General features: G+C 68.4%; 32 protein-coding genes. 17 read left to right on the top strand and 15 right to left on the bottom strand.

Going from position 1 to position 26,482, the window contains the following annotated elements:
• Positions 1 to 48: 48 nt before the first annotated feature.
• Genes AC1RIF_RS09360 through ccsB form a run of 5 tightly spaced genes read left to right on the top strand, consistent with a single transcriptional unit; the run spans position 49 to position 4,871 of the window.
• Complete coding sequence (locus tag AC1RIF_RS09360) at positions 49 to 729, top strand: histidine phosphatase family protein (RefSeq protein ID WP_492601077.1); 681 nt, start codon at positions 49 to 51, stop codon at positions 727 to 729.
• Positions 726 to 1,340 (top strand): TlpA disulfide reductase family protein, encoded by a 615-nt coding sequence (locus AC1RIF_RS09355; protein ID WP_492601076.1) that lies wholly within the window; start codon positions 726 to 728, stop codon positions 1,338 to 1,340. Before AC1RIF_RS09360 ends, AC1RIF_RS09355 begins: the two co-directional genes overlap by 4 nt.
• A complete protein-coding gene (locus tag AC1RIF_RS09350; RefSeq protein ID WP_492601075.1) occupies positions 1,337 to 2,164 on the top strand; it encodes a cytochrome c biogenesis CcdA family protein in 828 nt (275 codons plus the stop codon). The genes AC1RIF_RS09355 and AC1RIF_RS09350 overlap by 4 nt, the downstream gene beginning before the upstream one ends.
• Positions 2,161 to 3,906: a cytochrome c biogenesis protein ResB gene (resB, locus tag AC1RIF_RS09345; RefSeq protein ID WP_492601074.1), complete on the top strand. Its 1,746-nt coding sequence runs from the start codon at positions 2,161 to 2,163 to the stop codon at positions 3,904 to 3,906. Before AC1RIF_RS09350 ends, resB begins: the two co-directional genes overlap by 4 nt.
• Complete coding sequence (gene ccsB / locus AC1RIF_RS09340; protein WP_492601073.1) at positions 3,903 to 4,871, top strand: c-type cytochrome biogenesis protein CcsB; 969 nt, start codon at positions 3,903 to 3,905, stop codon at positions 4,869 to 4,871. The genes resB and ccsB overlap by 4 nt, the downstream gene beginning before the upstream one ends.
• 130 nt (positions 4,872 to 5,001) lie before the next feature.
• On the opposite strand, the gene AC1RIF_RS09335 is transcribed toward ccsB, so the two are convergent.
• Both AC1RIF_RS09335 and AC1RIF_RS09330 read right to left on the bottom strand, forming a co-directional pair.
• A complete protein-coding gene (locus AC1RIF_RS09335; RefSeq protein WP_492601072.1) occupies positions 5,002 to 5,238 on the bottom strand; it encodes a hypothetical protein in 237 nt (78 codons plus the stop codon).
• 69 nt (positions 5,239 to 5,307) lie between these two features.
• Positions 5,308 to 5,520, bottom strand: coding sequence for a BldC family transcriptional regulator (locus AC1RIF_RS09330; protein WP_114718721.1), 213 nt, complete (start codon positions 5,518 to 5,520; stop codon positions 5,308 to 5,310).
• Positions 5,521 to 5,895: 375 nt separating this feature from the next.
• On the opposite strand from AC1RIF_RS09330, the gene AC1RIF_RS09325 reads away from it, so the two are divergent.
• The 4 genes from AC1RIF_RS09325 to cds1 are packed head-to-tail and all read left to right on the top strand — an operon-like array spanning position 5,896 to position 7,762.
• Positions 5,896 to 6,078 carry a hypothetical protein gene (locus tag AC1RIF_RS09325; RefSeq protein ID WP_492601071.1) on the top strand — a complete coding sequence of 61 codons (183 nt, stop codon included), beginning with the start codon at positions 5,896 to 5,898 and terminating at the stop codon, positions 6,076 to 6,078.
• On the top strand, positions 6,075 to 6,272 hold the full coding sequence (locus AC1RIF_RS09320) for a metal ABC transporter permease (RefSeq protein ID WP_492601070.1): 198 nt from the start codon (positions 6,075 to 6,077) through the stop codon (positions 6,270 to 6,272). The genes AC1RIF_RS09325 and AC1RIF_RS09320 overlap by 4 nt, the downstream gene beginning before the upstream one ends.
• A gap of 48 nt (positions 6,273 to 6,320) precedes the next feature.
• Positions 6,321 to 6,677 (top strand): DUF4229 domain-containing protein, encoded by a 357-nt coding sequence (locus AC1RIF_RS09315; RefSeq protein ID WP_492601069.1) that lies wholly within the window; start codon positions 6,321 to 6,323, stop codon positions 6,675 to 6,677.
• Positions 6,674 to 7,762, top strand: a complete 1,089-nt coding sequence (gene cds1, locus AC1RIF_RS09310; RefSeq protein WP_492601068.1) for an L-cysteine desulfhydrase Cds1 — start codon at positions 6,674 to 6,676, stop codon at positions 7,760 to 7,762. The genes AC1RIF_RS09315 and cds1 overlap by 4 nt, the downstream gene beginning before the upstream one ends.
• Before the next feature lie 16 nt (positions 7,763 to 7,778).
• Here cds1 and AC1RIF_RS09305 read toward each other — a convergent pair whose 3' ends face one another.
• Entirely contained in the window at positions 7,779 to 8,078 is a 300-nt protein-coding gene (locus tag AC1RIF_RS09305) for a hypothetical protein (protein WP_492601067.1), read from the bottom strand.
• A 226-nt stretch (positions 8,079 to 8,304) separates the two neighbouring features.
• Here AC1RIF_RS09305 and AC1RIF_RS09300 point away from each other — a divergent pair, with 226 nt between their 5' ends.
• The 3 genes from AC1RIF_RS09300 to AC1RIF_RS09290 all read left to right on the top strand — a co-directional run bounded on the left by AC1RIF_RS09300 (position 8,305) and on the right by AC1RIF_RS09290 (position 10,924).
• On the top strand, positions 8,305 to 9,144 hold the full coding sequence (locus AC1RIF_RS09300) for an SDR family NAD(P)-dependent oxidoreductase (protein ID WP_492601066.1): 840 nt from the start codon (positions 8,305 to 8,307) through the stop codon (positions 9,142 to 9,144).
• A 26-nt stretch (positions 9,145 to 9,170) separates the two neighbouring features.
• On the top strand, positions 9,171 to 10,094 hold the full coding sequence (locus AC1RIF_RS09295; protein ID WP_492601065.1) for a TIGR03619 family F420-dependent LLM class oxidoreductase: 924 nt from the start codon (positions 9,171 to 9,173) through the stop codon (positions 10,092 to 10,094).
• Between the two features lie 83 nt (positions 10,095 to 10,177).
• Positions 10,178 to 10,924, top strand: a complete 747-nt coding sequence (locus AC1RIF_RS09290; protein ID WP_492601064.1) for a lysophospholipid acyltransferase family protein — start codon at positions 10,178 to 10,180, stop codon at positions 10,922 to 10,924.
• On the opposite strand, the gene AC1RIF_RS09285 is transcribed toward AC1RIF_RS09290, so the two are convergent.
• A complete protein-coding gene (locus AC1RIF_RS09285; protein ID WP_492601063.1) occupies positions 10,903 to 11,232 on the bottom strand; it encodes a succinate dehydrogenase in 330 nt (109 codons plus the stop codon). The genes AC1RIF_RS09290 and AC1RIF_RS09285 overlap by 22 nt on opposite strands.
• A 70-nt stretch (positions 11,233 to 11,302) precedes the next feature.
• Between AC1RIF_RS09285 and AC1RIF_RS09280 the strand changes: the two genes are divergently transcribed.
• From AC1RIF_RS09280 to AC1RIF_RS09270, 3 genes are read left to right on the top strand one after another with little or no spacing between them, the layout of a single operon-like run.
• The gene (locus AC1RIF_RS09280) at positions 11,303 to 11,656 is read left to right on the top strand and encodes an inorganic pyrophosphatase (protein ID WP_492601062.1); all 354 of its coding nucleotides are present in this window, start codon (positions 11,303 to 11,305) and stop codon (positions 11,654 to 11,656) included.
• Positions 11,657 to 11,708: 52 nt separating this feature from the next.
• Positions 11,709 to 12,089, top strand: coding sequence for a phage holin family protein (locus AC1RIF_RS09275; protein WP_492601061.1), 381 nt, complete (start codon positions 11,709 to 11,711; stop codon positions 12,087 to 12,089).
• 1 nt (position 12,090) lies between these two features.
• On the top strand, positions 12,091 to 12,450 hold the full coding sequence (locus AC1RIF_RS09270) for a VOC family protein (RefSeq protein WP_492601060.1): 360 nt from the start codon (positions 12,091 to 12,093) through the stop codon (positions 12,448 to 12,450).
• 11 nt (positions 12,451 to 12,461) lie between these two features.
• On the opposite strand, the gene AC1RIF_RS09265 is transcribed toward AC1RIF_RS09270, so the two are convergent.
• Positions 12,462 to 13,331, bottom strand: coding sequence for a 1,4-dihydroxy-2-naphthoate polyprenyltransferase (locus tag AC1RIF_RS09265; RefSeq protein WP_492601059.1), 870 nt, complete (start codon positions 13,329 to 13,331; stop codon positions 12,462 to 12,464).
• 69 nt (positions 13,332 to 13,400) lie between these two features.
• Between AC1RIF_RS09265 and AC1RIF_RS09260 the strand changes: the two genes are divergently transcribed.
• A complete protein-coding gene (locus tag AC1RIF_RS09260) occupies positions 13,401 to 16,748 on the top strand; it encodes an ATP-binding protein (protein WP_492601058.1) in 3,348 nt (1,115 codons plus the stop codon).
• 4 nt (positions 16,749 to 16,752) lie between these two features.
• Here AC1RIF_RS09260 and AC1RIF_RS09255 read toward each other — a convergent pair whose 3' ends face one another.
• From AC1RIF_RS09255 to AC1RIF_RS09210, 10 genes are all read right to left on the bottom strand, one after another.
• The gene (locus AC1RIF_RS09255; protein ID WP_492601057.1) at positions 16,753 to 17,583 is read right to left on the bottom strand and encodes an ABC transporter permease; all 831 of its coding nucleotides are present in this window, start codon (positions 17,581 to 17,583) and stop codon (positions 16,753 to 16,755) included.
• Positions 17,580 to 18,554 carry an ATP-binding cassette domain-containing protein gene (locus tag AC1RIF_RS09250; RefSeq protein WP_492601056.1) on the bottom strand — a complete coding sequence of 325 codons (975 nt, stop codon included), beginning with the start codon at positions 18,552 to 18,554 and terminating at the stop codon, positions 17,580 to 17,582. Before AC1RIF_RS09250 ends, AC1RIF_RS09255 begins: the two co-directional genes overlap by 4 nt.
• Positions 18,555 to 18,667: 113 nt before the next feature.
• Entirely contained in the window at positions 18,668 to 19,192 is a 525-nt protein-coding gene (locus tag AC1RIF_RS09245; RefSeq protein ID WP_492601055.1) for a hypothetical protein, read from the bottom strand.
• A gap of 142 nt (positions 19,193 to 19,334) precedes the next feature.
• Positions 19,335 to 19,886 carry a hypothetical protein gene (locus AC1RIF_RS09240; protein ID WP_492601054.1) on the bottom strand — a complete coding sequence of 184 codons (552 nt, stop codon included), beginning with the start codon at positions 19,884 to 19,886 and terminating at the stop codon, positions 19,335 to 19,337.
• A 379-nt stretch (positions 19,887 to 20,265) separates the two neighbouring features.
• Entirely contained in the window at positions 20,266 to 20,790 is a 525-nt protein-coding gene (locus AC1RIF_RS09235; RefSeq protein ID WP_492601053.1) for a hypothetical protein, read from the bottom strand.
• A gap of 247 nt (positions 20,791 to 21,037) precedes the next feature.
• A complete protein-coding gene (gene menE, locus AC1RIF_RS09230; RefSeq protein ID WP_492601052.1) occupies positions 21,038 to 22,213 on the bottom strand; it encodes an o-succinylbenzoate--CoA ligase in 1,176 nt (391 codons plus the stop codon).
• Positions 22,214 to 22,254: 41 nt separating this feature from the next.
• Entirely contained in the window at positions 22,255 to 22,542 is a 288-nt protein-coding gene (locus AC1RIF_RS09225) for a DUF3349 domain-containing protein (protein WP_492601051.1), read from the bottom strand.
• A 22-nt stretch (positions 22,543 to 22,564) separates the two neighbouring features.
• Positions 22,565 to 22,948, bottom strand: a complete 384-nt coding sequence (locus AC1RIF_RS09220) for a DUF3349 domain-containing protein (protein ID WP_492601050.1) — start codon at positions 22,946 to 22,948, stop codon at positions 22,565 to 22,567.
• Positions 22,949 to 23,000: 52 nt separating this feature from the next.
• Positions 23,001 to 23,273: a hypothetical protein gene (locus tag AC1RIF_RS09215; RefSeq protein WP_492601049.1), complete on the bottom strand. Its 273-nt coding sequence runs from the start codon at positions 23,271 to 23,273 to the stop codon at positions 23,001 to 23,003.
• Positions 23,274 to 23,286: 13 nt separating this feature from the next.
• Positions 23,287 to 24,504: an inorganic phosphate transporter gene (locus tag AC1RIF_RS09210; RefSeq protein ID WP_492601048.1), complete on the bottom strand. Its 1,218-nt coding sequence runs from the start codon at positions 24,502 to 24,504 to the stop codon at positions 23,287 to 23,289.
• 453 nt (positions 24,505 to 24,957) lie between these two features.
• On the opposite strand from AC1RIF_RS09210, the gene AC1RIF_RS09205 reads away from it, so the two are divergent.
• The gene (locus AC1RIF_RS09205) at positions 24,958 to 26,370 is read left to right on the top strand and encodes an ABC transporter substrate-binding protein (RefSeq protein ID WP_492601047.1); all 1,413 of its coding nucleotides are present in this window, start codon (positions 24,958 to 24,960) and stop codon (positions 26,368 to 26,370) included.
• Positions 26,371 to 26,482: the final 112 nt, after the last annotated feature.

Genomic DNA, 26,482 nt, shown 5'->3' with positions numbered 1-26,482 from the left:
CCATAACCCAGAAGTACCGCCTGACCACCGAACGCAGGGACCACCACCGTGACCGACGCCCCGACCGGCGCTGACGACTCCATCGCCGCCGACCACTCCGACACCCGGACCATCGTCCACGTGCTGCGACACGGCGAGGTGCACAATCCCAGCGGCATCCTCTACGGACGCCTCCCCAACTTCCGGCTGTCGGAGAACGGTGAGTCCCAGGCCCGTGCCGTCGCGTCGGCTCTCGCCGATCACGACATCACGCACGTCGTCGCGTCGCCGCTGCAGCGCGCGCAGGAGACGGCCGGACCGATCGCGGAGAAGCACGGCCTGCAGATCGCGACCGACGCCAACCTCATCGAGGCGGCCAACGACTTCGAGGGGCTCAAGGTGGCAGTCGGTGACGGCGCGCTGCGCCGCCCCCGGCACTGGTGGAAGCTGCGCGACCCGTTCACGCCGTCGTGGGGTGAGCCGTACCTGCAGATCGCGCACCGCATGCTCGCGGCCGTCAACACCGCCCGCGTCGCCGCGGTCGGTCACGAGGCCGTGTGCGTCAGCCACCAGTTGCCGGTGTGGACGCTGCGCCGCTTCCTGCAGGGCGAGCGGTTGTGGCACGATCCGCGCCACCGTCAGTGCGGTCTGGCGTCGTTGACGTCGCTGGTCTACGAGGGCGACACCCTCGTCGACATCGTCTACTCCGAGCCGGCCGGGTCGTCGGATCCGAGGGTGACCGGCGCATGAAGTTCCCGTCTCTGCGGCTGGCGGCCGCAGCATGCTCGATGGTCGTCGCCGCCGCACTGTCCGGCTGCGCTAGCGGTGAGGACGCCGTCGCCCAGGGCGGCACGTTCGTGTTCGTCTCGCCGGGCGGCAAGACCGAGCTGTTCTACGACACCCCGTCCGAGCGCGGCAAGGCCGGCAACGTCTCGGGACCGGACCTGATGGTCGACGGAAAGACCACCTCGCTGTCCGACTTCGAGGGACAGGTCGTGGTGCTCAACGTGTGGGGCCAGTGGTGCGGCCCGTGCCGCGGCGAGGCCGACGACCTCGAGAAGGTCTACGAGAACACCAAGGACCAGGGCGTTCAGTTCCTCGGCATCAATGTGCGCGACTACACCAAGGACAAGGCGCAGGATTTCATCGTCAACTACGGCGTGACCTACCCGTCCATCTACGACCCCGAGATGCGCACCCTGCTCACTCTCGGCAAGAACTACCCGACCAGCGTCGTCCCGACGACCGTCGTGCTGGACCGCCAGCACCGGGTCGCCGCCGTCTTCCTGAAGGAACTGCTGGTCGAGGATCTGCAGCCGGTGGTCGAGCGGGTCGCGCAGGAACCGCAGGACCAGGGATGACGGCCGACATCGTCGTCCTGGCGAACGTCGGCGAGAGCTTCCAGTCGGCGGCTACGAGCGGACCGCTGTTGCTCGCGCTCGCCGCGTGCCTGCTCGCGGGTCTCGTGTCGTTCGCGTCGCCGTGCGTCATCCCGCTCGTCCCGGGCTACCTGTCGTACCTGGCCGGCGTGGTCGGGGCCGACGCGCCCGCGGTGTCCGCCGCCGAGGCGAGCACGCGCACGATGACGCTGCGGGACGGGCGCCTGCGGGTCGCCGGCGCCGCCGGGCTGTTCGTCGCCGGGTTCACGGTCGTGTTCGTGCTGGCCACCGTGTCGGTGTTCGGTGCGATCGAGGCCCTCGCCCTCAATCGCCAGGTGCTCCAGCGGGTCGGCGGTGTCGTGACCATCGCGATGGGCCTGGTGTTCATCGGCCTGATCCCGGCGCTCCAGCGAGACACCCGGATGGCTCCGCGCCGCATCTCCGGCCTCGCGGGAGCACCGCTGCTCGGCGGGGTCTTCGCGCTCGGCTGGACGCCGTGTCTCGGTCCGACGCTTGCCGGGGTCATCTCGGTGGCCTCGGGCACCGAAGGGGCGACCGCGGCGCGCGGGGTCGCCCTGATCGTCGCGTACTGCCTGGGGCTGGGGCTGCCGTTCGTGATCGTCGCACTCGGCTCCGCCCGAGCGTTGCGCGGCGTGGGCTGGCTGCGCCGGCACACCCGGACCATTCAGATCATCGGCGGAATGATGTTGGTGGCTGTCGGCATCGCACTGGTCACCGGCGCGTGGGACGTGTTCGTCGGCTGGGTCCGTGACGCATTTATCTCGGAGGTGATCCTGCCGATATGACGGTTAGAGACACAGTGAACGGCGACGGTTCGCCCGCCGACGCTCCTTCTCCCCACCCGCCACGGCAATCGGTGCCCGGCCGCGTCGTCGCGGCGGGCCGCAACGCGTGGCGCGGCCTGACATCGATGCGAACGGCGCTGGTCCTGCTGTTCCTGCTCGCGCTCGCCGCGATCCCGGGAGCCCTGCTGCCACAGCGCAGCCTCAACGAGGGCAAGGTCAACGAGTACATCGCGTCCCGGTCCACCCTGGGGCCGATCATGGACAAGCTCGAGCTGTTCGACGTGTTCGGCAGCTTCTGGTTCACCGCGATCTACGTGTTGCTGTTCATCTCGCTCGTCGGCTGCATCGTGCCGCGGTGTGTCGAGTACGCGAAGGCCCTGCGCGCGCAGCCCGTCGCGGCGCCGCGCAACCTCTCGCGACTGCCGCACCACCACATCGAGACCGTCGACGAGGATCCCGAGGCGGTCGCCGAGCGGGTCCGCAAGCAGTTGCGCGGCTGGCGTGTGGTCAAGCGGGTCGGTGGTCCGCGCTCCAAGCATCCCGCCGAGATCACGCTGTCCGCGGAGAAGGGCTTCCTCCGTGAGGCCGGCAATCTCGTGTTCCATCTGTCGCTCGTCGCGCTGCTGGTCTCGATCGCCTTCGGCAAGCTGTACTACTACGAGGGCAATCGCATCCTGGTCGCGGCGGGAGACGAGAGTTTCTGCACCACCTCTCCTGCCTCCTTCGACGCGTTCCGCGTGGGAGTTGCCCGCGACGGCACGGGGATGACACCGCTGTGCATCAGGGTCGAGGACTTCACCGCCGACTATCTCGACAACGGCCAGGCCGAGATGTTCACGTCGAACATCTCGTATCAGGCGGGCGACGATCTGACGTCGAACACGTGGCGGGACGGCCAGCTCAAGGTCAACCATCCGCTGCGTATCGGCGGTGACCGCGTCTACCTGCAGGGTCACGGCTACGCGCCCACGTTCACCGTCACGTTCCCGAACGGGGAGGCCCGCACCGAGACGCTGCAGTGGCAGCCCGACGACGCGACGACATTCCTGTCGAGCGGTGCGATGCGATTCGACCCGCCGGGCGGCCTGTACCCGGACTTCGAGGAACGTCGCAAGAACCAGATCGCGATCGAGGGCCTGTTCGCGCCGACCGCGGTGTTCCACGGCAGCTTGCTGTCGTCGGGTTACCCGGCGATGGACGATCCCGCCGTCGCGATCGACATCTACAAGGGCGACACGGGCCTCGACACCGGTCTCCCGCAGAGTCTGTTCTCGCTGAACAAGGAATTGATCAACCAGGGCCGGCTCGTGAAGCAGGACCGAGTGAACCTGTTCCCCGGCGAGAGCGCCACTCTCGCCGACGGGACGCAGGTGCGCTTCGACGGCGCCGTCGACTTCGTGAACCTGCAGGTCTCGCACGATCCGGCGCAGCAGTGGGTCCTGGTGTCGTCGATCGTGATGATGTCCGGCCTGTTGGTCTCGTTGGTGATCAAACGGCGCCGGATCTGGGTCCGGATCTACCCCGCGAGCGGCCCCGGAGCGGTCCCCGGAAAGGATGCCGACACCATGTCGGCTACATTGGCCGAGGGTGAACGACGTACCGTAGTAGAGCTCGGCGGACTCGCCCGGACCGACCAGGCCGGATGGGGCGACGAGTTCGATCGGCTCACCACCCGGCTGCTGGGTGACGCCACGTCACCGCGGACAACACGAGCGTGCGACGCGCAGGAGATGAATTCATGACGATCAACGAGACACTGGCTCGCTACAGCGACTGGTCGTTCGAGTCGGCGTTTGCGGTCTACGTCCTGGCCACCGTGCTGCTCATCGCGCGGTACGCCTCGATGCGGGCCCGACTGGTCCAGGAGCGCGAACTCGTGGCGTCGGGCGGCGGTCCCGTCGCGGCGGACGAACAGGTGCCCGGGCGCGTCGTCGAACAGCCCGGCAAGACCTGGTCGGAGAAGCTCGGCGGCATGGGCTACGCGCTGCTGGTCGTCGGCGCAGTACTCCAGGTCGCGTCGATCGTGCTGCGCGGCTTCGCCACCGAGCGGTTCCCGCTCGGCAACATGTACGAGTTCGTGTCGATGGCGTGCGCCACCGCGGTCATCGCGGGCATCGTCGCGTTGCGCAAGACCGCGGACCTGTGGGTGTTCCTACTGGTGCCGGTCCTGGTCCTGATGTTCCTCGCGGCAACGGTGCTGTACGCCGACGCCGCCCCGGTGGTGCCGGCCCTGCGCTCGTTCTGGCTGCCGATCCACGTGACGATCATCAGCGTGAGCAGCGGCATCTTCCTCGTCTCCGGCGTCGCGAGCCTGCTGTTCCTCTACCGCATGAAGTTCCCCGCGGGCGAGGAGGGGACCGGAGCCTTCGGCAAGATCGCGCAGCGTCTGCCTTCCGCCGAGACCCTCGACCGCCTGGCCTACAAGTCGACCATCGTTGCCTTCCCGCTGTTCGGCGCGGGCATCATCCTCGGTGCGATCTGGGCAGAAGCGGCATGGGGCCGGTTCTGGGGCTGGGATCCCAAGGAGACGGTCTCGTTCATCGCTTGGGTCATCTACGCGGCCTACCTGCACGCCCGCGCCACGTCGGGTTGGCGGGACACCAAGGCGGCCTGGATCAACGTCGCCGGCTTCGTGGCGATGCTGTTCAACCTCTTCATCATCAACATGGTGGTGTCCGGCCTGCACTCGTACGCCGGCCTGAACTGACCCGGTCCGACCCCCGAATGCGAAACGGTCGCCGTGCACTGCACGGCGACCGTTTTCGGTTCTGCGTTCCCTGCGAAACGCCGGGAACCGGTCCGCTGAACCCTCACGGGCGTCAGCCCGCGGTGGTCCGTCAGTTGTCCGGGTCGGCGGGGGAGTCGGTACCCGGACGGTGGTCCGACTGCCGACGGTGGTTGTCACGATCCACCCGCCACAGGAACTCGGGATCGTCGTCGGGACCCACTGCCCTCCCGGGCCTGCCGGCCGGCCTGCCGCCGCCTCGGGCGACGGTGGTGGCGGTCGGACCGAACGCCTTCCAGAACAGGACTGCGAGCGTTACCAGGCCGATGAACGCCAATAGGTAGATCACGGTGCACCTCCTGCTACGAGGGTAACCGCGTCCGGGTCGTCCGGGTATCCACCTGTCGGACGGGGCGTTCTAGGAGTGGTGGGCCTCGGTCGTCAGCGACGTCAGGAGCGCCAGCACCTCGGCCTCTCGGAACCTCCGGTGTCCGCCGGGGGTGCGCAGAGATCCGAGCCGGCCGGCGTGCGCCCAACGCGTGACGGTCTTGGGGTCGACGTGGAACAGTGCGGCGACCTGGCCCGGGGTCAGCAGGGCTTCCTTGGCGCCGTTATAGGTGGGTGCGCTCATCGATCCTCCAACTGTCGGGGCCTACCCGTCGGGGGTCGGCCGGGGGATTCGGGACCGGTTCGTTTGTCGACCGGCCTCGACATCGTGGCACTACACCCCCCAGGTACTCGAACGATCTAAAGTTGGTAAAGCGGAGGTAATGGACAAATCGGGCGACTCGGGCCGGGACATTGTGGAGTGCGCACAGGAATCGGCAAACCCGGTACGAAGTGGGCGGACGGCCCCTAGGGTGGGCCTCTGCTCAGGCGCACCGAAGCCGACAGAAGCCGAATACAGGGGCGGAACGTCGAAGTGCCGGGGTGGGTGACCGTCATCCAGTCCAGCACCCGTCGGCCGTGAATCGGTGTCGGACATTCGGGTCAGGAGGAGGCGTGCATGCTCGCCGAGGCCATGGGTCCCAACATCGGCACGAACATCATCGACAGCGTCTACTGGGCGTTCCGGCAGGGTGCCACCTTCGGTAACGCGCTCATGACGGGAGACGGATCAACGATCCCGGGTCTCCCACGACAGCGCTCGAGCAGGAGAACTCGTCCGGAGCAGAGGAGGAACCTGTGATCGCCGGATTCGTCGGACCCGACGCCGGCGCGACCGTCATCCAGGCCATCTACACGGCGTTCCAACAGGGCGCGACCCTCGGCAACGCGGTGGTGACGGGTAACTGGGGCAACCTGATGGCCACGTTCGGCGTCTGGGAGTGGGGGTCGACTTTCAACAACCTCGGCCCCGGCGTATTGCTGCTGGTCTTCTGAGAGTGTTCCCCGGCGAGAGCGCCACCCGGCGATAGGTAGGCTGGCACTGTGAGTGATGCAGCGCAGAATCGTCCCGAGAAGGCCAGTGAGCAGGGCACCGACACCGTCCCCGCCGTCACGACGGGTCACCTCGTCCGTGACGTCGCCCTCTACTCGGTGGCGCGCCTGGGCCTGGTCGTCGTCCTCGCGGCGGTCATCCTCTTCGGCGGCAACCTGATCGGGGTCGAGGTCCCGTTCATCGTTGCCGCACTGTTCGCCGTTCTGATCGCGCTGCCTCTGTCGCTGGTGCTGTTCGCGAAGCTGCGTAAGCGGGTCAACGAGGACATCGCGTCGGTCGACGCGAAGCGCCGGGCCGACAAGGCCGATCTGCACGCGAAGCTGCGGGGCGAGGACCGCAACCGGTGACGACCGTCCTCGACCGCCGGGGCTCACGGGCCTGGGTCGACAACGCCGTCCGTCTGATCGAGGCCGACGCTCAGCGCAGCGCCGACACACACCTGCTGCGGTACCCGCTTCCGCCGTCGTGGAACGTGCAGCTGTACCTCAAGGACGAGTCCACGCACATCACCGGCAGCCTCAAGCACCGGCTGGCGCGCTCACTGTTCCTGTATTCGATCTGCAACGGCTGGGTGACCGAGAACACCACGGTGATCGAGGCGTCGTCCGGCTCGACGGCAGTCAGCGAGGCGTACTTCGCGAAGCTGCTGGGTCTCGACTTCGTTGCCGTCATGCCCGCGAGCACCAGCCCGGCCAAGATCGCCCTGATCGAGGCGCAGGGGGGCCGCTGTCACTTCGTCACCGACCCGTCGCGCATCTACGACGAGTCGTACCGTCTGGCCGCCGAGACCGGCGGGCACTACATGGACCAGTTCACGCACGCCGAGCGGGCCACCGACTGGCGGGGCAACAACAACATCGCGGAGTCGATCTTCACGCAGCTGCAGCAGGAGGATCATCCGATCCCCGACTGGATCGTCGTGGGTGCCGGTACCGGCGGCACGGGCGCGACCATCGGGCGGTTCCTGCGGTACCGCAAGTTCGACACCGGGCTGTGCGTCGTCGACCCGGAGCACTCGGTGTTCTTCGACGCGTGGCGTGCTGGCGATCCGAGCGTCACCGGGGAGCGGGGTTCACGGATCGAGGGCATCGGCCGGCCACGGGTGGAACCGTCGTTCATCGGTCAGGTCGTCGACCGCATGGTGAAGGTGCCCGACGCCGGTTCCATCGCGGCGATGCGGCACGCGAGTGACGCACTGGGTCGTAAGGTGGGCGGCTCGACCGGCACCAACCTGTGGGGCGCGTTCGGGCTCGTGGGCGAGATGCTCGCGGCCGGACGCAGCGGCAGCGTCGTGACGCTGCTGTGCGACGGCGGCGAGCGCTATTCGGGCACGTACTTCGACGACGCCTGGGTGGCGTCCGAGGGGATCGACCTCACCGGTCCCGCCGCGGTGCTCGACGAGTTCGCGCGCACCGGGCGGTGGACCGGCTAGGTCGGGGAAGGGCGATTCAGCCCTTCGAGACGACCTGCGATGCGATCGCGGTGCCGGCGGCGACGACACCGACGGACGGCCACGCGCCGATCTTCTTGGCGAGCGGGTGCGAGCCGCCGAAGGCGCCGACGTAGGTGCCCAGCAGTGCCGCGGCGCGGCCCGCCCCCGAAGTCTTGGCCCAGTTGTAGGTGCACACGCCACCGACCGCTGCCAGCACCGCGCCGCCCAGCTGGCGGTTCCCGGTCTGCCGCGCGACGGCGTATCCGCCGACCAGTCCGGCTGCGGCGAGAGCGGAGTTGGCGGTCTTGTTCAGCATCGTGGAGTTCTCCCGTTCCGAGTGTGTGTCAGTCGATTCGAGGCTACCGACAGGCTCACGCGCGCGGACATGAGAACTCTCACGCGTGTGGTTTCTCGTTGTCCGGGAAATCGTCTGCGCCCGTACCGGCGTGCCTCGGATAGTGGCCGAATGTCACACGCGTTCAGCTCGACCGAGCGTATGTGACATCGGGCCAGGGGCTCGATCCGCAGACCTAGGAGGAACCGTGTCGCCACAACCTGCATCCATCCGCCCGGCGTTCAGCCCCGGACCACTGCTTCCGGGTAAGCGTGCGATCGTCACCGGTGGTGCCCACGGAATCGGTGCCGCGATCGCGCGGTCCTTCGCGGCGCACGGCGCGCAGGTCCTGGTGGCCGACATCGACGCCGACGCGGCTCACGCGCTGGAGTTCGACACCGCGGCGGGCGGCGGGATCGAGGTCCTCGCCTACGACGTGCTCGACGCGACGGTTCCCGGCGAGATCGTCGAGTTCGCACCCGACGTCCTGGTGAACAACGCCGGTCACTTCCTGCGTCCGCCGACGCCGTTCGAGGAGACCGCGTCGGCGTTCTGGTCGGAGGTCGCCGGGATCAATCTCGACCACGTCCTGCGGCTCACGCACGCGCTGCTGCCGGGCATGGCGGAAGGCGGGCGGGGCGGCTCGATCATCAACCTCACGACGGTCGAGGCGCATCGGGCGATACCGGGACATTCGGTGTACGCGGCGTACAAGGCTGCCGTCACGCAGTTCAGCCGCAGCCTGGCCGTCGAGGTCGGGCGGACCGGTGTCCGGGTCAACGCGATCGCGCCCGACCTGATCGAGTCCGTGCAGGTGCCCTACTCCGAGTGGCTGTCGGAGGAGGAGTGGGCGAAGTGGCCGACGTGGGCGCCGCTGGGCGGGCCCGGTCAGCCGGAGGACATCGCGGGCGCCGCACTGTTCCTGGCGTCCGATCTGGGCCGCTACACGACGGGCACCACCGTCCACGTCGACGGTGGCACCTTCGCGGCCGGCGGCTGGTTCCCGAAGCCCGAGGGTGGCTGGACCAATCGTCCCCGCAACCCGTGACCCGCTCTTCGAACGAAAGGTCGCTCGTGTCCGACGCCAAGCCGACTCTCAGTCTCAACGTCCCCAACTTCGGCCCACTGCTGGCGGGTGACGACTACGGGCAGTTCGTGCGCTTCTGCGTGGCGGCCGACCGGGCCGGCATCGATCGAATCATGGTCACCGACCACGTCGTGATGGGTTCGGACACGTCCGGCTACACGTGGTCGGCGTTCCCCACCGAACCCGACGCCGTCTGGCTCGAGCCGCTGACGATGCTGGCGCTGCTCGCGGGCAGGACCGAGCGGGTGCGCCTGGGCACCGGCATCGTGATCGCGGCCCTGCGTGGTGGTGCGGTCCTGGCCAAGACGGCTGCGACGCTCGACCTGATCTCGGGTGGGCGTCTCGATCTCGGAGTCGGGACCGGTTGGCAGGAAAGGGAGTACGAGGCGGCCGGTCTCGACTTCACGAAGCGGGGACCGCTGCTCGACGACACGCTGGCGGCGTGCCGCGCGCTGTGGGCGGGTGGCCCGGCATCGGTGTCCACGCCGAGCCTGTCGTTCGACGACGCCTACTGCTCGCCGCGCCCGGCCCCGGGACGCAGCATCCCGATCTGGGTGTCCGGGTCTCTGTCGAAGCCCGTTGTCCGGCGGGTGACCACGTGGGGTGACGGCTGGATCCCGATCATGGGTGCCACCGACGAGGATCTCGCGGCGGGTACCGCGCTGCTGCGGCGCAGCTTCGAGGAGGCCGGACGGGATCCGCACGAGTTGCAGGTACGCGGTCGACTCACCGTGGAGCGCGGCGCGGACGGTGCGATCGATCTCGAGCGGACGATGGCGGGCGCCGAGGCGCTCGTCGCGAGCGGTGCGACCGACCTGATGATGGCGGTCGGTGGGATCGATCCCGATCCGGAGGTCGCCGCGCAGGCGCTGCCCGATCTGGTCGCGGCCTTCCGGGCGCGGCTGCACTGAGCCGACCACGGTACACAACCTACGGTTGCGTAGGTTGTGTACCGTTGGGGGTCGGATGGGGGCATCCGAACGAGAGGCTCGACATGACCAGGCCCGAAGTGACGCTGGAGAACTACGAGGACGTCTACAGCTTCTACCTGGATCATCGACAGAATCGGATCGTCGCGTACGGCGCCTACGCCGCGCTCAGCGCACGCTTCCGGCCGCGTATCCGCTACGCCGACGGGGCCCGCCTGCAGTTGGCGGAGTTGCTCCGCAACGGCACGCGGCTGATCGTCGCCGCCAATCACGTGACCGATCGGGACCAGTACACGCTCGCCGCGACTGCATGGCAGTCGCCGCTGCGCCGTGCGATCGGGCGTACCCGCGTGCTTGCGAAGGACGAACTGTTCGTGGATCCGAAGCTGCGTCGGAAGATCGACATGATGGGGTCGATTCCGGTGTTCCGCGGCAAGGATCACGGGATGCGGGCGGTCGCGGATGCGGGCCGCCGGATGATGGAGATCTCCGCGGAACGACTCCATCGCGGAGACGTGCTCGCGATCTTCCCGGAAGGCACCTGCAACGACGTGGACCCCGGTCGCGTGCAGAAGATCAACAGCGGTATCGGGCACATCGTGGTGAAGGCACGCAAGCTCGGCTCCGCTCCGGCACTGCTGAGCCTCGGCATCCGCTACCGGCCCGGGGGCGCGGCCGACGTCTACATCTCGTCCCCGGTTCTCGAACTCCCGACGACGCCGATGGACATCACCCGTGCCGTGGCGGCCGATCTGCAGGCCGCGGTGGACGGGGCGTTCGACGCCGACGGTCAGCGGATTCCGTCGCGGTAGCTCTCGAAACAGCCGTCCGCGAAACGTTTCCGGTCGAGTTCGCCGACCTGGATGACGCCGCCGTCGTACCAGACCTGCATGCCTGCGGACAGTTCCGCGCCCTGCCGACACCACTGCTGCAACTGTTCGTCCGTGGGGTCGACCGGGTTGTACTGCAGGTACATCGTGGCCTGGCTGGTGCCGTATTCGCGACCGGCTTTCACGGAGGCGTCGTCGGCAAGTGCGAACCCGCCGGCGGCGACGCCGACCACGGCGAGCAGGGCGGCCGCTCCGAGGGCCGCCCACCAATCGACTCGGCGCACGGTCATGCGCAGATGCTAGTGCGGCAATGCGCGGAATGTCGTCGTTCGCCAGGTTTTTGCGTGGCAGGCTGGCGTCATGGACACGAACATGGCCTCGTTCTTCGCGGCCCTCGACGAGCTGATCCGCCGGGCACCGCTCCGGATCGACCGTCCCCGCGGCAGCACGCACCCGCGGTTTCCCGAGGTGGTCTACCCCGTCGACTACGGGTTCCTCGAGGACACCGGCGGTGGCGACGCCGAGGGCGTCGACGTGTTTCGCGGTTCGGCCGCCGGCGCCGGACTGGTGGGGGTCGCGCTCACCGCGGATCTGACGAAGCGGGACGTCGAGGTCAAGTTGTTGCTGGACTGCTCGGACGCCGAGATCGAAACCGTGGAGCACTTCCTGCGCGAGCGTCTGCGCCTCAACGCGGCCGTCATCCGTCGCCCGTGAGCGCGAGGTCGCTCGTTACGTCCGGTGGTCGGGTTCGTGCCAGCATGTGGACATGACATTTCTGATACGCCTGGTGATCAACGCGGTCGCCATCTGGCTGGCCTCGCAGTGGGTGAGCGGCATCACGATCGCCGAGTCGGGCGAGGGCACCGGAAGCGACGTGCTGATCATCCTCGGTATCGCGCTGCTGTTCACGGTCGTGAACACATTCGTGAAGCCGCTCGTGAAACTGTTGTCGCTGCCGCTGCTGATCCTCACGCTGGGTCTGTTCACTCTCGTCATCAACGCGCTGATGCTGATGCTGACGTCGTGGATCAGCTCGCAGACCGAGTGGGGCCTGAGCGTCGACGGTTTCTGGACGGCGGTGTGGGGTGCGCTGATCATCTCGCTCGTGAACTTCGTGCTCAGCGCGCTGGTCCCGGAAAGGAAGTGACATGACCGTCCGCCGAGTCGTACCCGACATCCGATCGAGCTCGCTGGGCGACAGCCGTGACTTCTACGGCGCACTCGGTTTCGTCGAGGTGATGAACCTGGGGTGGGTGATGACGATGGCGTCGCCGTCGAACCCCACCGCACAGGTGACATTCCTGGGTGACGACGCGACGGCGTCGGTCCACCCCGACATGAGCGTCGAGGTGGACGACGTGGATGCGGTCTACGAGGCGATGGTCGCGCGCGGCGCGACCATCGTCCATCCGCTGCAGGACGAGGAGTGGGGCGTGCGCAGGTTCTTCGTGCTCGACCCGGACGGCAAGGTCGTCAACGTTCTCGGGCACCGCGCCGAGCACGACTAGCGGGGAACGAGTCAGCCCAGCCCGAGTGCGAGACCGGTGGCGATGGCCCACACCAACATCGACATTCCGGTGACCGCGAGGGCCGGGATCAGCGCGGGTCCCCGGCCACCGCTGCGCACCGGGGCGTTCGCCTTGATCGCGAGCGGGAGAGCGAGCAGGCCCACGAGCGCCCACGGCGTGCGTGCGACGAGCGCGAGCGTCGCCAGGAACGGCACCACCAGCAGCACCAGGTGCAGGGTGCGGGTCCGGGCGTCGCCCAGTTTCACTGCGAGGGTGATCTTCCCGGACTCGGTGTCGGTGGGGATGTCGCGCAGGTTGTTCGCCACCAGCACGGCACTCGAGTACGAACCGACCGCGATCGCCGCGAGCAGTCCGGCCCAGTCGACGCGCCCGGCCTGCACGAACTCGGTGCCGAGCACCGCGACCAGACCGAAGAACACGAAGACCGCGATCTCACCGAAACCGCTGTAGCCGTACGGCTTCTTGCCGCCCGTGTAATACCAGGCGCCCAGGATGCAGACCGCGCCGACCAGGATCAGCCACCACGCCGAGACCAGGGCGAGGACGATGCCCGCGACCGCGGCCACGGCGAAACACCCCATCGCGGCGCCCTTGACCGCCCCCGGTGAGGCCAGCCCGGACCCGACGAGGCGCAGCGGTCCCACCCGTTCGTCGTCGGTGCCGCGGATGCCGTCCGAGTAGTCGTTGGCGAAGTTGACGCCGACGATCAGCGCGAGTGAGACCAGCAGTGCCAGCAGCGCCTTCCACCACACTGCGCCGTCGAGGGACGCCGCCGCGCCGGTACCGGCGAACACGGGAGCGATCGCATTGGGCAGGGTGCGCGGACGAGCGCCCTCGATCCACTGGGACACAGAAGCCATGCGCCGATCCTTTCACCCTCGTCGAATCGAGTGGCCGCACGGTCGGGTACTCCCATAGGCTTGTCGCCGGTGCAAACCGTGACGAGCGATCCCCAGTCCCCGGCACCCACGGAGCCGCCGGTCGAGGTGGCGCTGCTGGGTGGCGTTGCCACACGCCGCGACGGCGGCCTGGTTCCGCTTCCCGGGCCACGGGCCCGCGCTCTGCTGGTGGCGCTCGCGCGGCGGCCCGGACACTTCCGCAGCGCCGCGGCGTTGGTCGAGGACGTCTGGGGCGAGACCCCGCCGAAAGCCCCGACCAACGCCCTGCACACCCAGATCTCCCGGTTGCGCTCGGCGCTGCCGGACGGTGCGATCGAAGCGGGTCCGGCCGGCTACCGGTTGGCTCTCGCGCCGGAGCGGGTCGACCTGGCGCGGGCTCGTCTGCTCGCGCGGGAGGCGGGGCAGCGGCACGCGGACGGGGACCATCGGGGCGCACTGGACGCGGTGCGGCGGGCCCGGGCCCTGTGGCGAGGCGAGCCGGGCGCGGATCTTCCCGGCGGTGACCTCGCGGACGATCTGGCGACCGAGGCCGCCTCGCACCGGGGTGCGCTCGAGGCGGTCGAACTGGCGGCGCTGCTGGCGTCCGGCGAGCACGCCGCCGCGTTGCCGATCGCGCGCGCCGCGGCGGGCGCGGCGCCGCTCGACGAAGGAGCCCACGCGCTGCTCATGGAGTGCCTGCACGGTTCGGGGCGGTCCAACGAGGCGCTCGAGGTGTTCGCGGGGTTGCGTGGTCGGCTGGCCGACCGCCTGGGTGTCGACCCGTCGGCCCGGCTGGTCGACCTCAACGCCACGATCCTGCGCGGCGATCGGAACGACCGTTCGGGTGTAGGGGAGGAACCGGGCGGCGCCGCGGAGCCCGCGGACCGGGCGGAGACCGCAACCCGGATGCTGCCCAACGTGATCGGGCTCCGCGCTGCGCCCAACCCCCTGCTCGGGCGGAAGACCGACCTGGCGGCGCTCGAACTGCTGCTGGTGTCGTCGCGGGTGGTGACGGTCCTCGGGCCCGGCGGCACCGGCAAGACCAGGGTGGCGCACGCAGTCGGGACGGTGGTGTCGGGCCGGATGCCGGTCGCGCTCGTCGAACTCGCGCCACTGCGCAGCGGCGAGGACCTGATCGCCGCGATCAGCGGCACCCTCGGGCTCAGCGAGGCCGACCTCACCCCGGGCGGCCTCACCCGCACCCGGATCCACGACGCGCGCCAGCGGCTGCGTGACGCACTGTCGGCTCGGCCGTCGCTGCTGATCCTCGACAACTGCGAGCACCTCATCGACGACGTCGCCGACGTGGTGTCCGATCTGATCGCCGCGAGTCCGCATCTCACGGTCCTCGCGACCAGTCGGTCGCCGATGTCGAACACGGCGGAGGCGGTGTATCCGTTGCCACCGTTGGCGATCGACGACGACGGTTCGCCCGCCGTCGAACTGTTCCGGGCACGCGCGCTCGCGGTGCGGCCGTCGGTGCGCTTGGACGACGGCGAAGTGGAGCGCTTGTGCCGGACGCTGGACGGGCTGCCGCTCGCGATCGAACTCGCCGCCGCGCGGGTCCGGACGATGAGCGTCGAGGAGATCAATGCCCGACTGGTGGACCGGTTCACGTTGCTGCGCTCGGGGGACCGCACGTCCCCGGAACGGCACCGCACCCTCCGTGCGGTGATCGACTGGAGTTGGAACCTGCTCGAGGAGCCGGAGCGGGCGGCACTGCGTCGAATGTGCCGGTTCCCGGCCGGTTTCACGGCCGACGCCGCGGTCGCGGTGGCGCAGTGGGGGGAGGTCGTCGACGTTGCCGATGCGCTCGAGGGCCTGGTGAATCAGTCGATGCTGGCGGTGGTCGAACCACCCGGCGGAGCCGATGCCGTGGGGCTGCGCTACCACATGCTCGAGACGGTGCGGGAGTTCGGCGAGGAACAGTCGGACGACGACGAGGCTGCCGAGGTACGGCGCCGGACGGTCGAGTGGGCGGAGTGCTTCTCGCGAGAGACGTTCCACGACTTCACGTCCGGCCGGCAGGTCGCTGCGGCGCATCGGCTGGAGGCCGAGCACGACAACCTGCTCGCGGTGCTGCGGTACGCACTGTCGGCGAAGCTCGTTCGCACCGTCCTCACGGTGTTCCCGGTACTCGGCGGCATGTGGGCATCGCGGGGCGCACACTCGGAGGTCTTCGCCTGGGCGCCGCGCGTGCTCGAACTCGACGATTCCGGCCTCGCTCCCGACGACGTCCCCGGTGACCTCTTGGCGGCGGCGTACGTGCTGGCCACCGCCCACCTGGCGAGGGGCGGTCACCTGCGCACGGTCGCGATCGCCCGCACCCGCCTGCGGCGACTGCTCGCCACCCGTAAGGACATCAGCGAGTCGTCGCGAGTCAACGCGACGTTGATGCTGACGTCCGGATCCGGGCGCGGCCTGGCGCGGACGCTGGCGACGGCGGTGCGTTCGGACGACCCGGGTGCGCGCAGTTCCGCACTGGTCGCCCGCGCCAGCCTTCGGGAGAACAACGGAGACCTGTTCGGCTCGGAGTCCGATGCACTGCGGGCCCTCGCGTTGGCCGAGCAGACGAACGACAGCTGGGGCCTGGCGATGGTGTGCCAACATCTCGGCAGCCTGTATGCCCAGTCCACCCGCTACACCGAGGCAGTCGACTTCTACCGGCGGTCCGCCGACGGACTGTGGGAACTGCACCTGTACGACGAGAGCCTGCAGGTGCGCGGATTCATGGTGGCCGCGCTGATCGGTGCGGGCCGGATCGCCGATGCCCGCGCCGAACTCGCCACGCTCGTCCCGATGCACGCGAGCGCCCCGAGCGCCGGCACGCAGAGCGATCACGAGACACACAACCAGGCGTCGCTGGCTGCGAGCACCGCGGAGGCGGATCTGGCCGTCGGCGCGGTGGACCGGGGACTGGCCGAGTACCGTCGTGCAGTCGGTAGCGCCGGCGATCTCGTGGGCGAGCTCCCGGCGGACCCGTTCGAGGTCATGGTGGCGTCGGCGGCCGTGGACGCACACGTGCTCGCGGGGCGCCCGGGGACGGTCGTGGATCTGGCGGACCGGCTCGCAGCGGTCTCCATGCACCGTCTCGGACCCGGCGGATACCCGGACCTCCCGCAGACCGGAGCCGTCGCCTGCGCGGTCGGCAGCTTCTGCATCGCCACCGGTCGCGGCGCCCTCGGGCGGGCGCTGCGGCTGCTCGCCCTCGCGACGAGAGTTCGTGCACGACAGGACTATCCGTCGATGCGACTGGATCGTCACCTCGACGCGGCACGTGCCGTGCTCGGTGAAGAGGCCGTCGCGGCGGCGCTGGCGTCCGTCCGGAGAATGCCGCGCGCCGCCGCACGTCACGAGATCCTCGAGATCCTCGAGATCCTCGCCGCAACGGACGAGTGAGCCGTCAGGTCCTGCGCATGTAGGTCCGCACCGTGAGCGGGGCCATGATCGCGACGATCGCCGCGGCGCCGAGCAGCGCCCACACCGCGTGGATCCCGAAGTGGCCGTCGTTCGCGAGCTCGCGGACCGCGGTCACCAGGTGCGAGACCGGATTGACGTTCACGAAGGCCTGCATCCAGCCCGGCATCGTGTCGGCGGGAACGAACGCGTTCGACATGAACGTGAGCGGGAACAGAATCATCATCGAGACGCCCTGAACGGCAGAGGCTTTGCTCATCAGCACGCCCATCAGTGCGAAGATCCAGCTGATCGCGAACGCGCACACCATGATCAGTAGCGCGGCGCACACCACGCCGACGACGCCGCCGTCCGGCCGGTAGCCCATCGCGATGCCGACGACGATCGTGATGGTCGTCGCGATCGCGTACCGCACGACGTCGGCGAGCAAGGCTCCGGACAGCGGTGCGATGCGGGCGATCGGCAGCGACTTGAACCGGTCGAACACACCCTTGTCCATGTCCTCCCGCAACTGGGTGCCCGTCACGATCGACGCTGTGATGACGGTCTGCACCAGGATGCCCGGGATGATGATCGGCAGGTACGACTGCACGTCGCCGGAGATCGCGCCACCGAAGATGTACGTGAACATGAACGTGAAGATGACCGGCTGGATCACCACGTCGAACAGCTGCTCGGGATTGTGCTTGATCTTCAGGATGCCGCGGTAGGCCATCGTGAAGGTGTGGGCGACGGCGTCCCGGAGGCCGATGCGATCGGTGGCCTCGATCGTCCGCGTGCTGCGTTCCCGTGCGGGAGAGGTGAGGGTGGTGGTCATGCGGCGTCTCCTTCGGACTCGGCGGTGTCGTGCCCGGTGATGGTGAGGAAGACCTCGTCGAGACTCGGCTTCGACACGGTGATCTCGTCCACCGCGATCGACCGGTCACGCAGGTGCACGAGAAGATCCGCGGTGACAGTCGGATCCGCCAGCGGCGCGGTGATGCGTCCGGACTCCGGCGTGACCGCCGCCTCGACGCCGAGCATCGTGGAGATCACCGACCGTGCCTCGTCGGTCTGCGTGCGATCGGCGAGAGTCAACTGCAGTGCCGACACCCCGACCGACGCCTTGAGTTCGTCGGCGGTGCCGTCGGCGATGACCCTGCCGCGATCGATGACCGCGATCCGGTCGGCCAACTGATCGGCCTCGTCGAGGTACTGCGTGGTGAGCAGGACCGTCGACCCCTCGGCGACGAGCCGGCGGATCGTTTCCCACATCTGGGCGCGGGTGCGCGGGTCGAGACCGGTGGTGGGCTCGTCCAGGAAGAGCAGCGGGGGGCGGGCGATGAGGCTGGCGGCGAGGTCGAGGCGTCGGCGCATACCGCCGGAGAAGTTCTTCAGCGGCTTGGATGCCGCCTCGGTGAGTCCGAACTCCTCGAGAAGCTCGACGGCCTTGCGCTTCGCATCGGCGCGGCCCAGGCCGAGCAGTCGCGAGAAGATCACGAGATTCTCGGTGGCGGTGAGGTCCTCGTCGACAGACGCGTATTGGCCGGTGACACCGACGAGGGAGCGGACGGCCGTCGACTCGCGGACCACGTCACGGCCGAAGACGCGGGCTTCGCCGCCGTCGGGTCGCAGCAGGGTTGCGAGCATCCGGACGGTCGTCGTCTTGCCGGCGCCGTTGGGTCCGAGCACGCCGTACACCGAGCCGGTCGGCACGGTGAGGCTGACGCCGTCCACGGCTCGCTGTTGCCCGAAGGTCTTGACGAGCCCGGCGGCCTCGATGGCCGGGGGTGAGGTATCGAGGTTCATGGCACAACCATGAGGGGGCCCTCTTGCATCGCCCTTGCACCGCGCTTGCGCCCGGACATGCACCGGGCCCGCGGTGCAGTGCACCGCGGGCCCGGGTCTTCGTACGGGTCGAACTACTTCAGCAGGCCGCCGAGCAGATCGCCGATGTTCGGGAGGAAGTCGCCGAGGCTGCCGGTGATCGTCCCGAGGCTGCCGAAGGTGTCACCGACACCGACGAGGATCGGTTCGCTCAGTTCGGGAACCGGATTGGTCAGCGACACACACGCGCCGACGACGGCGTACATGCCACCGGGAAGTGCCGGCGTCGTGTACTCCTTGGTGACGCCCGCACCCACGCTGTCGAGACCGCTGGTCCATGCGACGAATCCGGGCTCGAGCAGCTTGAGCGGGTCGTCGATCGCCTGGGGCACCTTGACGGAGTCGACCGCGACGGCACCGCACGTGCTCGTCGGGTGGTCGACGTTGGGATTGGTGACGGAGACGTCGATCGTGTCCCCGTCGGCCGCCGCGGTCACGGTCGGTCCCGTGAACGTGGCGGGTGCGGCGGACGCGAGCGCGGGGGCGGCGATCAGGGCCGCCGCAGCGACGGCGCCTCCTGCCGCCAGACGGCTGAGGACTGAAGTCGAACGTGAGCGCATGGTGCGGACCTTTCGGCGACGGTCGCCTCGATACGAAGCAGGAGGCGACGAGGCGAGCGGATCAGGAAAGGATGCGCAGCGGCCCGGGCATCCCCGACTGGTGTCCGGACCGCCGCGCACGTTCTGTGGTGCGGGTCGTCTCTCAGGCAGGCTGAGACGATCCGGCCGAGATGGCCTCGATCAGTCCGTCGATGTTGCCGCCCAGGACGAAGTCGAGGACGTTCTCGAGAGCGCCGTTCCGGAGGCTGCCGAAGATCGCGTCCTCGGGCACGCTGACGACCTGTGGGCGGCCGATGACCGGCGCGCCGTCGGCCGAAGTGCATTCGCCGACAACGGCAAACACGCCGTCGTTGAACTCCGGCGTGGTGAAGGACTTGGTGCCGGACGCGGCGACGCGGGCGTTGTCGGAGACCTTCCAGAACGTGAATCCCGGCTCGAAGAGCTTGGTGGGATCCTTCTCCAGTTCGCTCGCACGCGACGCGGCGAACGCGTGGGCGCCGCAGGTGACGGCAGGATCGGTGTTGGGGTTCGCTACCGTCACCGTGATGGTGCTGCCCGCGGCAGCGGCGGTGACCGTGGGCGCCTTGACTGCGGGCGCGGCCGACGAGACTGCAGGGGCGGCGAGAGCGGCCGCGCCGGCAATGGCGACACCGGCAACACTGCGGGCGAACAGATTTCGAGTACGCACGTGCATGGACAACTCCTGTTGAGTACGAGTGTTCGAAACACGTGATCGCGGCGCCCGGCTCCCCGAAACCCAGACCCGAAACCAAGATCACTGGGGAGAAGCATCGGTCTTGGGTCAAGTTCCCGCAAGGCGAATCTCTCGGGTACGTAACGAACTGCGGGCTGCGAGTGCGCAGAATGGACCATTCCTACCCGTTGGTAACGGCGTTTGATCAGCGGAAACCCGCACCGCATGAGCCGATTTGGGTTCTGTATAACAATTCCGTTTCGGTAATCCGTGATTGTCTCGTATTCAATTGCTTGTTCAACTACTTCATTTCCGGGGCGGTCGGTTTCGATCGGGTGGGTGGGGTGGTCTCCGCCCGCCCGATCGAAACCGGTCCGGGCTAGCCTGCGGCGAGTGAACCGCCGGCGAAGATGTTGCGGGCGATGCCCGCGACGTTCGCGGGGGCCGCGCTCGAGCTTCCGGTGTACTGGCTCGGAATCGATACCATCTGCGGATCACTCGTGGACCACTGCGGTTGGGTCGGCGAATCACACTCGCCGACAACGGCATAGAGACCGCTGGGGGCGTCGAAGGTGTAGGTCCTGGACGAGTCGGGTCCGACGCGCTCGCTGTTCGCGGTTCGCCAAGTCAGGAATCCGGGCTCGGTGAACTTTGCCGGATCCTTCTCGAGTGTGGGGAGTTTCGCGGCCTGGACCACGAATGCTCCGCAACTGCTGGTCGGATCGCTGTTGGGATTGTCGATGGTCAGATCGAAGGTGCCGTCGGTGACGGTGAACGTCACTGTGGGGCTGGTGAGTTCCACGGCGTCCGCGGTGGCGAGCGCGGGCGCGGCGAGTGCCGGCACGGCGACGAGGACGGCCCCGACGGTCGCGCGGCGTAACAGCTGAGATGGACGTGTATGCATGATCAACCCTTGTCGATGAAGTGTCGGTGGACAGGCGATCGCGGTGCTCGGTTCCCCGAAACCAAGATCACAGGCGAAGCATGGCCCGTTTACGGCTTCGGGCAAGGGCTTTCGGCGGAATCGTTCGCGCCTACGGGTGCGGCTGAATCGTCCGGTTCTCCGCCGTACTCCGCTTCAGCAGGGGAAACCGGCGAACCGGACTCACCCTCGCCCCGAGGTAACAATCGGGTCTCGCTGATCATCCCGGTCAATTATTCGTTCGAGCCCAGTCCGTCTGCAGCGCCTTGCGGTCCACCTTGCCCGGTCCCCGCAGCGGGAGTGACCGCACGAGTTTCAGTTCGCGGGGCGCCGCGGTCGCGTCGAGCGAGGCGCAGACATGGGCCCTCACATCGTCGATGGTGGGGGACGTCCCGGACTCCGGCACGATCGCCGCCACCACTCGCTGGCCGAGTCGCTCGTCGGGGACACCGAGCACTGCGCATTCCCGAACGTCCGGGTGTTCCATCAGGACTGCCTCGACGACCTGCGGCACCACCGTGAGGCCACCGGTGGAGATCGCCTCGTCCAGTCGCCCCCGGATCGTAAGGACGTCGTCGCGGACGGTTCCGGCGTCGTCGGTGCGGAACCATCCGGGTTCGGCGAAAGCCGGATGATCCGGAATCCCGCGGTACCCCGACGCGAGCGTCTCGCCGCCGAGCAGGACTCGGGAGTCCTCCGCGATCCGGACTCGCACGCCGTCGAGCGGAGCGCCGTCGTAGATGCACCCGCCGCACGTCTCGCTCATCCCGTAGGTGCGCACGATCGTCATCCCGGCATCGACGGCCCGGCGCAGAACCGGCGGCGGTGTCGCCGCGCCGCCGAGGAGGATGCCGTCCAGTTCGGCGAGCGCAGCGGTCGCCGCGTCGTCGTCGAGAGCCTTGACCAGTTGGGTGGGTACCAGCGATGTGTACCGACGGGTCCCGGTCATCGCGTCCACGGCGGCGGGCAGCGTCGCCGGATCGAATCCCCGCGTGACATCGACGACGACGGGGGCGGTGCCGGCCAGCACGCTCCGCAGCAGCACCTGCATGCCGGCGATGTGGTGTGCGGGCAGCGCCAGCAGCCACGACCCGGGTCCGCCGAGTCGGCGGTGTGTCGCGTCGCCACTGGCCCGCAGAGCGCGGGCCGTCAGCAGGGCGCCCTTGGGCACCCCGGTCGTGCCCGACGTCGCCATCACGAGTGCGATGTCGTCGGCGTCCGGCACGTCGTCGATCGCCGCGCCCGGACGCAGCGCATCACAGAGTCGGTTCGTCTCCTTCGCGTCCTCCTCGGGTACCGGCAGGAGGGGCGGGCCGCCGCCGTCGAGGAGTCGATCGAGGCGGGGGAGGAGGGCGGCCACCGCGGGACCGCTGGGAATCGGAAGGGTGTGCAGGACCGGGGTCACTCGTCGATGGTTTCACGGAGAGTGCCCCGGTCGGACACGGGTCAGGTGAGCGGCCATCCTCCGGCCGACAGGTGTGACTGCACCCGGTCCACGTCGGATTCGAGCGGCATCTCGTTTGTGATCTTGGTGATGAGCACCTGGATGTCGGTCTTCGAGATCGGCAGGTCGCCGTCGTCGACCAGGGTTGCGGTGACGATGCCGACCTCGTCTTCCGACAGACGGCGGGTGAGGAGAGCGAACAGCGGGACGTAGTCCTGCTCCGGAACGCCGTTGGGGTAGCCGGCGCGGAGCCAGTCGATGATCGACGAGAGAAACGGAGGCAGGCTCAATGGTGCTCCTGAACTCGGTCCGTCAGTGGTGTCCGTGTGCTTTCGGCATGTCCTGCTCGTCGGCCACGACGGGCCAGCCACCGGCGGCGAGTCGCTCCGTGACCCGGGCGATGTCCTCTTCGGTCGGCTTCTCGCTGATCACCCCGGCAATGATGCTCTTGAGCGCGTCGTAGTCGACGTGCCGGTCGGGATGCTCGTGGGCGGTCTCGATCGACAACTCGACGATCTGCCCGATCTCCTCGTCCGTCAGCCGGCGCCCCAGGACGGCGAGCAACGCGAAATGATCCTTCGCGGGAATCCCCTCCGGGTATCCGGCGCGGAGCCAGTCGAGAACCGAGCGAAGCGCGCTCTTGTGCGCCGGGCGGGGCGAGTCACCAGTTGTCGAGCGGTGCGAGTCGTCAGTCACGGATGCGATCACTTTCACGAAGGAGCGGGTATGCGGGTGACGCGTACCTCGCTCAGAAAACGTGGATGCCGAAGCTGCTGGCCAGGAAGTCCTGCATCAACATCAGTATCCCAGCAATGATCGCGATCAGCACGGTTGCGAAGCAGACGGCGGCGCCGACCTTGCCGAGCGACGATGCCGATGTCCGACCGTCGGGACCCGGCTGTGCGCCGAGGGACAATGACTTGAGGCCCAGCGCGAAGATCGCGGGCAGGCCTGCGCCGAGCAACAGTCCGACGAGGACGACCTGCCACAGCGAGTTGGCGGTCTGCGTGAGTACATCCATCGGTCGTCTCCCTTCAGCTCTTGTGGGTGGTGGGCTCGGCGTCGACGGTCTGGTCGGCCGCATCGGCAGGAGCAGCGCCGGCCGTGTTGTTCGCGGGGGCCAGGCCACCCTCCCACTCGGCGTTGACGTTGCTGGGGTCGATCGGCTCGCGGCGCGACCGGTAGTACATGAAAGCCGACAGCGCGACCAACAGGGCGAACACGACCAGGACGCCGGGCAGGCCGCCGATCACGTGTGCCAGGGCCCAGCAGATCGCACCGGCGATGCCCGCGGACGGCAGCGTGATCAGCCAGGCGACCGCCATGCGGCCGGCGACGCCCCACCGGACCTCGGCGCCCTTGCGGCCGAGCCCGGTGCCGAGGATCGACCCGGTCGCGACATGGGTGGTCGACAGCGGCAGACCGAGGTGGCTCGAGGTCAGGATGATCGCGGCGGACGACGACTCCGCTGCCATGCCCTGCGGGGCGGCGATCTCGACGAGGCCCTTGCCGAGGGTTCGGATGATGCGCCAGCCGCCGAGGTAGGTGCCGAGAGCGATCGCGACCGCGCAGCTGAGCTTGACCCAGAAGGGCATCTCGCTGTCCGCGGTGATGGTGCCGTGGGCGACGAGGGCCAGGAAGATCACGCCCATCGTCTTCTGGGCGTCGTTCGTGCCGTGTGCGAGCGAGACGAGGGATGCCGTGCCGACCTGGCCGATCCGGAAGCCCTTGCCCTTGGTGTCGTCCGGGACGTCCCTGGTGATGCGGTAGATCAGTTTGGTGCCGACGGCGGCGACGAGCGCGGCGACCACGGGAGCCAGCAGCGCCGGGATGATGACCTTGCCGAGTACGCCGCCCCACTCGACGCCACTCATGCCGATCGAGGCGATGGCTGCACCGATCAGGCCGCCGAACAGGGCATGGGACGAGCTGGACGGCATGCCGAACAGCCACGTCGCGAGGTTCCAGAGGATGCCGCCGACGAGGCCGGCGAACACGATCAGCAACAGGTCCTCGCCGCTGACGGTCCCGAGATTGACCACGCCCTTGGCGACGGTCGCGGCGACCTCCACGGACAGGAAGGCGCCGACCAGGTTGAGGGTTGCAGAGAGTGCCACTGCGACCTTCGGTCGAAGTGCGCCGGTGGCGATGGAGGTGGCCATCGCGTTCCCGGTGTCGTGGAAGCCGTTCGTGAAATCGAATGCGAGGGCAGTGACGACCACTACCAAGAGAACGACGAGCTCTGCGGTCACAAGCGAATTGTGCGTATCGAAGGCGTAAAAGTACAGCGAGCGTCCGATGAACCGGGCGTGAACTCGGTTGCATCGTCCCATCACCTCGCACGACGGTTTCCGCAGTGTGCCGACACTCACGTTTTTCGGCCGCCTGTGGCACGGCTCACTGCGCAGTCTCACTCACCGGGATGGGCCGTCGGCGCCGGTGTGATCCTCATTACGGTCCTCCGCATCGGAGCTCGCGAAGCCTCCGGTAGCGGGGCGAGGAGTGGTTGGCGCGATGAGAAAAGCGGTCTGGGACAGCACTCGACCTCGTGTCTTTACCTAAAGAAAACGAACTCGATTACTCGACCGCTACCAGCCGTCGATCCACGCGCTCGGAAGCGACCGCCCGGCAGGGCGGGCTTGCATCGCCGTGCGCACCCGTTCCCGGCCCGGTTTCCGGGCACTCGAGAAGGAGATCCACAGATCGTGAAGCGAAACAAGACAGCCAAGCTGGTTGTGGCACTCGCCGCAACCGCGACACTGGTCTCGGCCTGTGCCGGTGAGCGCTCCGGCGACTCGGGCGTCCCCAGCAGCGGCTCGGGCGACACCAAGTCGGCGTCCGCGGCGGTCGACAAGTTCGGCACGCTCGCCTCCCCGTGCGGTGAGGGCGACGCCAAGGGCGCCACCGATCAGGGCGTCAGCGACACCGAGATCAAGATCGGCTTCGGCGACGACCGCGGCTACGCCAAGAGTCCGGGCCTCAACAAGGAGATGTCCGACGCCGTCTCCGCGATGATCGAGTGGTGCAACGATCAGGGCGGCATCAACGGCCGCACGATCGTCGGTACCGACTACGACGCCGCGATGACGCAGGCCAACGCCGTCATGCAGGACGCGTGCCGCTCCGAGTTCATGATGGTCGGCCACGGCTTCGCGATGGACCAGACCTCCGAACAGACCCGCGTGGCGTGCAACCTCGCCGCTGTACCCGGCTTCACGGTCTCGCCGGACGCGGCCAACGGCCCCATGACCTACCAGGGCGTGCCGTTCCCGGTCGACATCGCGAACGCGTCGGCGTGGTTCCAGATGGGGGAGATGCACCCCGACCTCAAGAACGACTTCGCGCTGATCGGCTCCACGATGCCGACCATCATCACGTCGCTCACCAAGACCAGGTCCATGGCCGAGGCCGCCGGCTTCAAGCTCAAGGACTGCGGCGTCACCATCAACTACGACGGTGAAGCCAGCTACGTGCCGTTCGCCGAGAAGTTCAAGCAGTGCGGCGTCAAGGGCCTGTGGACCTCGCGTTCGCCGGTGCCGGCAGAGTTCAACCTCATCAAGGCGATCGATCAGGTCGGCCTCGACCCGATCCTCCTCGGTGAGGCCACGTGGTACGCCAACGCCGTCCAGTCCTTCAACAAGGACAGTGGCCTGCTCGACAACCTCAACGCCGGCATGACCTTCCAGATGCTGGAGAACGACGACAACGCGGCGGTCAAGCAGTACAAGGACCTCGTCACGGCCCAGGGTGGCAAGACCGCGCTGCTGGGCATGCAGGCCACGTCCTCGTTCCTGCTGTGGGCCACCGCCGCCAAGGAATGCGGCTCGGACCTGACGCGTCAGTGCATGATCGACGAACTCTCGCAGATCCACGAGTGGGACGGTGGCGGACTGCATGCCGTCAGCGACCCGGGTGCGAACATCCCGGCCCAGTGCGGCCTGATGGTCTCGCTGAAGGGCGCGGACTACTCGCAGGCGTTCCCCGCCGATGCCGGCGAGTTCAAGTGCGACCCGAACTACCTGGTCAAGACCGATCAGTCGACGTGGGGCACCGAACTCAACGCCGATCGCATCTCGACCAAGTACCTGAACCCCAACGTGATCACACCGAAGGCCTGATCGCCCGCCGCACGGCGTAGGACCCACAGGTCCCGCCGTTCGGTCCCCTCGATCCAACCAACGATCCACCGATGAACGCGGCGCCCCGGGCCACCGCCCCGGGGCGCCGCAT

This window comes from Prescottella sp. GW823-FHT02E09, from assembly GCF_058797375.1.
The sequence above is the reverse complement of the archived record's forward strand: the minus strand, read 5'-3'. Positions and strand labels throughout refer to the sequence as shown.

Excerpts from the sequence above, each read along its gene's own strand:
- AC1RIF_RS09250 (WP_492601056.1), bottom strand. The coding sequence starts at position 18,554 with ATGAACCTCGATACCTCACCCCCGGCCATCGAGGCCGCCGGGCTCGTC.
- AC1RIF_RS09245 (WP_492601055.1), bottom strand. The coding sequence starts at position 19,192 with ATGCGCTCACGTTCGACTTCAGTCCTCAGCCGTCTGGCGGCAGGAGGC.
- resB (WP_492601074.1), top strand. The coding sequence starts at position 2,161 with ATGACGGTTAGAGACACAGTGAACGGCGACGGTTCGCCCGCCGACGCT.
- AC1RIF_RS09350 (WP_492601075.1), top strand. The coding sequence starts at position 1,337 with ATGACGGCCGACATCGTCGTCCTGGCGAACGTCGGCGAGAGCTTCCAG.
- AC1RIF_RS09215 (WP_492601049.1), bottom strand. The coding sequence starts at position 23,273 with ATGGATGTACTCACGCAGACCGCCAACTCGCTGTGGCAGGTCGTCCTC.
- AC1RIF_RS09240 (WP_492601054.1), bottom strand. The coding sequence starts at position 19,886 with ATGCACGTGCGTACTCGAAATCTGTTCGCCCGCAGTGTTGCCGGTGTC.
- AC1RIF_RS09285 (WP_492601063.1), bottom strand. The coding sequence starts at position 11,232 with ATGACCGTGCGCCGAGTCGATTGGTGGGCGGCCCTCGGAGCGGCCGCC.
- AC1RIF_RS09330 (WP_114718721.1), bottom strand. The coding sequence starts at position 5,520 with ATGAGCGCACCCACCTATAACGGCGCCAAGGAAGCCCTGCTGACCCCG.
- AC1RIF_RS09325 (WP_492601071.1), top strand. The coding sequence starts at position 5,896 with ATGCTCGCCGAGGCCATGGGTCCCAACATCGGCACGAACATCATCGAC.
- AC1RIF_RS09255 (WP_492601057.1), bottom strand. The coding sequence starts at position 17,583 with ATGACCACCACCCTCACCTCTCCCGCACGGGAACGCAGCACGCGGACG.
- AC1RIF_RS09235 (WP_492601053.1), bottom strand. The coding sequence starts at position 20,790 with ATGCATACACGTCCATCTCAGCTGTTACGCCGCGCGACCGTCGGGGCC.
- AC1RIF_RS09270 (WP_492601060.1), top strand. The coding sequence starts at position 12,091 with ATGACCGTCCGCCGAGTCGTACCCGACATCCGATCGAGCTCGCTGGGC.
- AC1RIF_RS09290 (WP_492601064.1), top strand. The coding sequence starts at position 10,178 with ATGACCAGGCCCGAAGTGACGCTGGAGAACTACGAGGACGTCTACAGC.
- AC1RIF_RS09275 (WP_492601061.1), top strand. The coding sequence starts at position 11,709 with ATGACATTTCTGATACGCCTGGTGATCAACGCGGTCGCCATCTGGCTG.
- AC1RIF_RS09305 (WP_492601067.1), bottom strand. The coding sequence starts at position 8,078 with ATGCTGAACAAGACCGCCAACTCCGCTCTCGCCGCAGCCGGACTGGTC.
- ccsB (WP_492601073.1), top strand. The coding sequence starts at position 3,903 with ATGACGATCAACGAGACACTGGCTCGCTACAGCGACTGGTCGTTCGAG.
- AC1RIF_RS09355 (WP_492601076.1), top strand. The coding sequence starts at position 726 with ATGAAGTTCCCGTCTCTGCGGCTGGCGGCCGCAGCATGCTCGATGGTC.
- AC1RIF_RS09280 (WP_492601062.1), top strand. The coding sequence starts at position 11,303 with ATGGACACGAACATGGCCTCGTTCTTCGCGGCCCTCGACGAGCTGATC.
- AC1RIF_RS09265 (WP_492601059.1), bottom strand. The coding sequence starts at position 13,331 with ATGGCTTCTGTGTCCCAGTGGATCGAGGGCGCTCGTCCGCGCACCCTG.